Origin of the sequence: Synechococcus sp. R6-10, from assembly GCF_047461815.1 — a bacterium.
GTDB lineage: Bacteria > Cyanobacteriota > Cyanobacteriia > Thermostichales > Thermostichaceae > Thermostichus.
Genome location: NZ_JANSHW010000010.1, coordinates 1 through 5130 on the forward strand (window position 1 = coordinate 1; position 5130 = coordinate 5130).

4 protein-coding genes and 1 pseudogene are annotated in these 5130 nt (G+C 58.2%); 3 read left to right on the top strand and 2 right to left on the bottom strand.

Annotated elements, in window-relative coordinates; translation table 11 throughout:
* Nucleotides 1–598 (bottom strand): annotated as a pseudogene (locus NW837_RS00285) (hypothetical protein); the annotation flags it as partial.
* A gap of 136 nt (nt 599–734) precedes the next feature.
* On the opposite strand from NW837_RS00285, the gene NW837_RS00290 reads away from it, so the two are divergent.
* The 3 genes from NW837_RS00290 to NW837_RS00300 all read left to right on the top strand — a co-directional run bounded on the left by NW837_RS00290 (nt 735) and on the right by NW837_RS00300 (nt 3987).
* Entirely contained in the window at nt 735–2312 is a 1578-nt protein-coding gene (locus tag NW837_RS00290) for a cryptochrome/photolyase family protein (protein ID WP_414328717.1), read from the top strand.
* A 75-nt stretch (nt 2313–2387) separates the two neighbouring features.
* Entirely contained in the window at nt 2388–2930 is a 543-nt protein-coding gene (gene nrdR, locus NW837_RS00295) for a transcriptional regulator NrdR (protein WP_414328718.1), read from the top strand.
* Nucleotides 2931–3183: 253 nt separating this feature from the next.
* On the top strand, nt 3184–3987 hold the full coding sequence (locus tag NW837_RS00300) for a hypothetical protein (protein WP_414328720.1): 804 nt from the start codon (nt 3184–3186) through the stop codon (nt 3985–3987).
* 210 nt (nt 3988–4197) lie between these two features.
* Here NW837_RS00300 and NW837_RS00305 read toward each other — a convergent pair whose 3' ends face one another.
* Entirely contained in the window at nt 4198–4962 is a 765-nt protein-coding gene (locus NW837_RS00305; protein ID WP_414328721.1) for an amidohydrolase family protein, read from the bottom strand.
* Between the last annotated feature and the right edge of the window lie 168 nt (nt 4963–5130).

Below are 5130 nucleotides of genomic sequence, written 5' to 3' on the forward strand. Positions count from 1 at the left end.
TGGTGAGCAGCACCGCCGCCACCCCCGCCCCCACCCCCACCGCCCCCCACCAGGAAGGCTTCTCCCCATAGGCCCACAGCGCCCAAAACGCCAGCGTCACCGCCACCACCAGCGGCAACTCCAACATGTACACGTGGGCCAAAGCCGTGATCCCCGGATAGAGGAGCACCAACGCCGCCGCCAGCCAGCCCACTTCCCCAGAGCGATAGACCCGCTGTCCCAGCCGCTGCGTTGCCAGAACCAGCACCCCCAGCAACCCCAAGTTGAGCAACTGCCCGTCCGCCCGGCTGAAGGGATGCAGAGCCGCCAAGGGGATCCCCAGCCAATAGGCCAAAGGGGGGTAGCGCTGGTTCAAATGCAAAAACTGCTGCCCCCACAGCCCATCCCAGCGAAACCGTCCCAGGTGAAGCCCAAACGCCTGCGCCTGCAACAAATGCTGCGCCTCATCCCACGCCGGCGGCAAGGGATCCGTCCAATTCCAGATCACCAGCAGCAGCAGGGCCACCATCCCCAGCCCGGCCCACCACCGCAGGAAAGGGATCCCCGGCCTGTGGGGTCTCTCCGGCAATGTCTCTCTCTCCTCGTCTGTACCGTTCATGCTTTGAAAACAATCCGCAGAGATTCAGCAGACATTGGGATCCCTTGCAACTGCCACCTGGCCTTGCCCCCCAGAGCTAAACTCAACCTGTGTCATTCTCAGCGCTCCTCCCATAGACCGAGAGCTTCAGCATCCCATGATCGCTCCATCTGCCGGCCCAGAAGGGGTTTGGATCCTTGCGGATCAACTCCACCCACAGCAATCCGCCCTCGCTTCCCTATCAACCCTATCCCCAGACCGAGTTCCGGTCATTCTCATCGAATCCCACACCTGGGCCAGCTCCCGCAACCACCACCAGCAGAAATTGGTGCTGGTCTGGTCGGCCATGCGCCACTTTGCCCAAGAACTGCAACAGCGGGGCTACCCAGTCACCTACGTGGAAGCCGACAGCTATGCCGAGCCGCTGCAAACCTGGGCCAAGCAGCATCAACTGCAGCAGATCCGCCTCATGCAGCCCGCCGATATTCCCGTCCGAGATGAAATAGAAAAGCTGAGATCCACCCTCCCTTGCCCCCTCCTGATCTTGGAAAACAACCACTTCCTCTGGAGTACTCGTCAATTTATCGACTGGGCCTCAGGTCGCAAGCGCCTGCTCCTGGAAGACTTTTACCGCGAAGGGCGCAAACGCTTTCGCATTCTCATGGACGGCCCCAAGCCCCTGGGCGGGCGCTGGAACTACGACCGGGAGAACCGCCATCCTCCCAAACCCGGAATGCGCTACCCCCAGCCCCTCACCTTCCCCCCCGACGCCATCACCCAGGCCGTGATCACAAAAGTTAAGCAACACTACGGCCATCACTTCGGATCTCTAGAAGGATTTGGCTGGGCCGTCACCCGCGCCCAAGCCCTGCAAGTGCTTGATCACTTCATCCACGAGCGCCTGCCCCACTTCGGCCCTTGGCAAGACGCCATGCAAACTGGGGAAGACTTTCTCTACCACTCCCTGCTTTCCCCTTACCTTAATCTGGGCCTGCTCACCCCCCACGAAGTCATCGCTGCCGTCGAACAAGCCTACCATCGCGGCGGGATCCCCCTGCCCTCCGCCGAAGGCTTCATCCGCCAGATCCTGGGCTGGCGGGAGTACATGCGCGGCTTCTACGAATACCAAATGCCCAACGGCTATGCCCAGAACAACTTTTTTGGCCACCAGCGACCCCTGCCAGAGTTTTTTTGGACGGGCAAAACCGACATGGCCTGTCTGCAGCACACCCTGGATCAAATTCGCCGTCATGGTTATGCCCACCACATCCAGCGGCTAATGGTGCTCAGCAATTTCGCCCTCATCAGTGGCATTCAGCCCCAGGCAGTAGAAGCGTGGTTTCAGGATGTGTTTATCGACAGCTACGACTGGGTGATGCAGCCCAACGTCATCGGCATGGGCCTTTTTGCCGATGGGGGCATGCTCTCCACCAAACCCTATGCCGCCTCTGCTCAGTACATCCGCAAAATGAGTGACTACTGCCGCCATTGCCGCTACAATCCCAGCGAAAAGGTTGGCAAACAAGCCTGCCCCATCAATACGTTGTATTGGGACTTCCTGTTGCGTCAGCGATCCCTCTTAGCCCCCTTGGGCAGAATGAAATGGGTATTGATCCATTTGGATCGCATGGAACCGGAGCTGAAGGCCCAGATCCAGGCGCAAGCCGCTGCTTGGTGGGATCCCTTGCAATCTGCACTCGACGAACAGAGTCCATCTCATTTGCAATCTGTCTAAGCACCAGAAGATTAAGCATCCGGTAAAATTGAGGCACCCTCCTACCCACCTGTCGCTTTGTAAGGACTGCAAGCCATGAAATGTCCCCGCTGCAGCAAACAAGAAATCCGAGTTTTGGAATCTCGTTCGGCAGAAGGTGGCCAGAGTGTGCGGCGGCGGCGAGAATGCATGTCCTGTGGCTACCGCTTCACCACCTATGAGCGCATCGAGTTCATGCCCATCATGGTCATTAAACGGGATGGATCCCGCGAAAGTTTCAACCGCAACAAGATCCTGCAAGGGGTGATGCGTGCCTGCCAAAAAACCCCCGTCACCGTCAGACAGATGGAAGAGCTGGTCAATGAGATCGAAGAAAAGCTGCAATTGGAAGATGCCCAAGAGGTAACCAGCCTGCGCATCGGCGAGATGGTGCTGGAGCGCCTGCAACACCTAAGTGAGGTGGCCTACGTGCGCTTTGCCTCCGTTTATCGCCAGTTTCAGGGTATAAAAGACTTTGTCAATGAGCTGGAACAGTTGGAACCACCTCTGCGACGGGATCTGGAGCGGCTGCTGCAGGACTCCTCTGCCTCAAATTCCGAATCTCCTGGTTCTCCAGACTTGGTGGGGGAGTATTCGTGACGTGGGAACGACAGCGCAACCTGGGAGCAGCGGAGAAGTGGCGCTTGTGGGCCGGAAAAATTACTGTGAAGGGATCGCCCATTCCAAAGGCTTAGCGGTATGCTTGGGGTAGCAATCGCGGCTTACACTAAAGCTAGAGCTGCACACCTTTAGGTTGCCGGTGTTCAGCACTATCCTTGGAGATCCCTGATATCTTGGATCCCTCTGTGTCAAGCTGTCCCAGCCCCCTGTCCTTCCGAGTCGATCCCAATTTATGCAATACGGTTTTCGGGGTTCTAGCCCCTCTGGCGCTCGCAACAGCAACAGTAACCCCAGTGGCTTTCGCTCCCCTGCCGCAATGGAGACGGGGCCAGGGGTGGTGCCGATTCAGGTGTATCAACAAGTGGCCGAAGAGTTGGAGTCTGCCCGTCAGCAGGTAAGCCTGCTTTCCTCGGAAAACCAGCACCTGCGCGCTCTGCATCAGCAGTTGTCTGGAGAGCTCGCTGCCATCACCCGAGAGTTCCAGGGGCAATTGGGCCACACCCTGAAGCGCCTGCAGCAAATCAGCCTACGGCTTGCTGACGCAAATGGCCAGGCTGCCCAAGTTGCTGCAGCTTCTGAAGCCTCTTTCCAACAGAACAGCCCGACTGCCAATCCCGGCCAACCGGAAGCCCCTCCCAGCTACGATTTTTTGAATCGCCTCAAGCGCCGACAGGCCCGCAACGAGACCCCCTCCTTCTCATCCAACGGCTTTGCCCCGTCCTCCTTTGATTCCCTTCGCCACCCTTCCACCCACACCTCTGCCGAGCCCTACCCCCGCACTGGCTACCAGGTTCCTTCCCTGGACGAGTTGATGCAGGATAGGGGCGGCCCGGATCCCTATCTCGGCGAGGCAGACTCCTCAGCCTATTCCACCGGCATTTATCAGCGGGTACGGGAGCAACATCACGGATCCCAGGGCTCTGCCGTACTTTGGATGGCCGCTGCAGTCGTCTTAGTCATTGGATCGTTTGGGTTGGGATTTGTAGCCGTACAGCCGTTTTTGCGCAACAACCCACCGCCCGTGCAAGCACCCTGAGAGCTATTCACAGGATGCTCCAAAAGCCCGCTGGCGGGGTTAGGATGCCCCCAATGCGCTCCGCACCACTGACGAATGACCAGGGGTTATATCTGTGATCCAGGCTGTCGCTGCTCCTCTGACGCCTAACACATTCTTCGAGCATATGCCCGACGAGGGCCGCTTTGAGCTGTGCAATAGAGTCACGGTCAAAATGCAGCCCACAGGTTCTCACAAGCAGGTGGCGAGCTTTTTGGCATAGCGGTTAGCGGTGCCCACGCGCAAATCCAGCAAGATCAAATCCGCTTTTTTGCCCACCTCCAAGCTGCCGATTTCCCCTTCCAGACCCCAGACAGGCGGCACTGCCTTGTGTAGCCATCCACAAAGCCTGTTGCGCCGACAGAGCAGCTCCATCCCCCGATCCCAACCGCTGCAGAAACACCGCCAACCGCATCTCCTCGATTCGATTTCTTCAGCCCCCACATGCACACAGTGGGCGGCCAAGGTCTGAGCACTCAGGGATCCCCAGCGTTTCAAACACTGCACCGGGGTCAATCCATAGCGAGCCTGTAGAGTTTCCACTCCCCGGCGAGTTTCCGCCAAGTGGGTGTGCAGCCTCACTCCATACCTTTGGGCTAGAGCGGATCCCTGGACAAAACTCTCAGGATGGCCAGAATAAGGAGCATGGAACCTGACCCAGATGTAAATTTGCCCCTCCCCGCGTCCATGCCAAACCTGGATCAAAGCCTCCGTGTCCGCCAGGGATTCTCCCACTCCCCTCGGTTCGTCGATCACCTGTGGGCTGAGGATCCCTCGTAACCCCGACTGCAAGCTCACTGCTGCTGCTAGATGTCGATAGATGCCAAGAGTAACTACGGATAGGGATCGTGAAGTTGGATTACATCCCCCCCTCTCCCATGCCGTACACGAAGACCGCTCTGGCAGAACGAGCCAACTGGTGTAAAGCAGGTAACATGGCAAGCTAATGGTCGACAAAACTGTTACCTCACTAGCTTGCCTTCACCCAATGGTGTCAGCTTTCAGGTAGAGAGGCTTGACGGAAGCCACCCCCCCTATTGATTGGGTTCCTCTTGATTGGGTTAGGGTGGTGGGCCTGGCACCGAGCTAGGTTGCCAGCAGGTCGCCCTGCCAGTAGATTCGCCG

What these genes read in the sequence shown, in the direction of transcription:
- nrdR (WP_414328718.1), top strand. Translation starts at nt 2,388, where the DNA reads ATGAAATGTCCCCGCTGCAGCAAACAAGAAATCCGAGTTTTGGAATCT.
- NW837_RS00290 (WP_414328717.1), top strand. Translation starts at nt 735, where the DNA reads ATGATCGCTCCATCTGCCGGCCCAGAAGGGGTTTGGATCCTTGCGGAT.
- NW837_RS00300 (WP_414328720.1), top strand. Translation starts at nt 3,184, where the DNA reads ATGCAATACGGTTTTCGGGGTTCTAGCCCCTCTGGCGCTCGCAACAGC.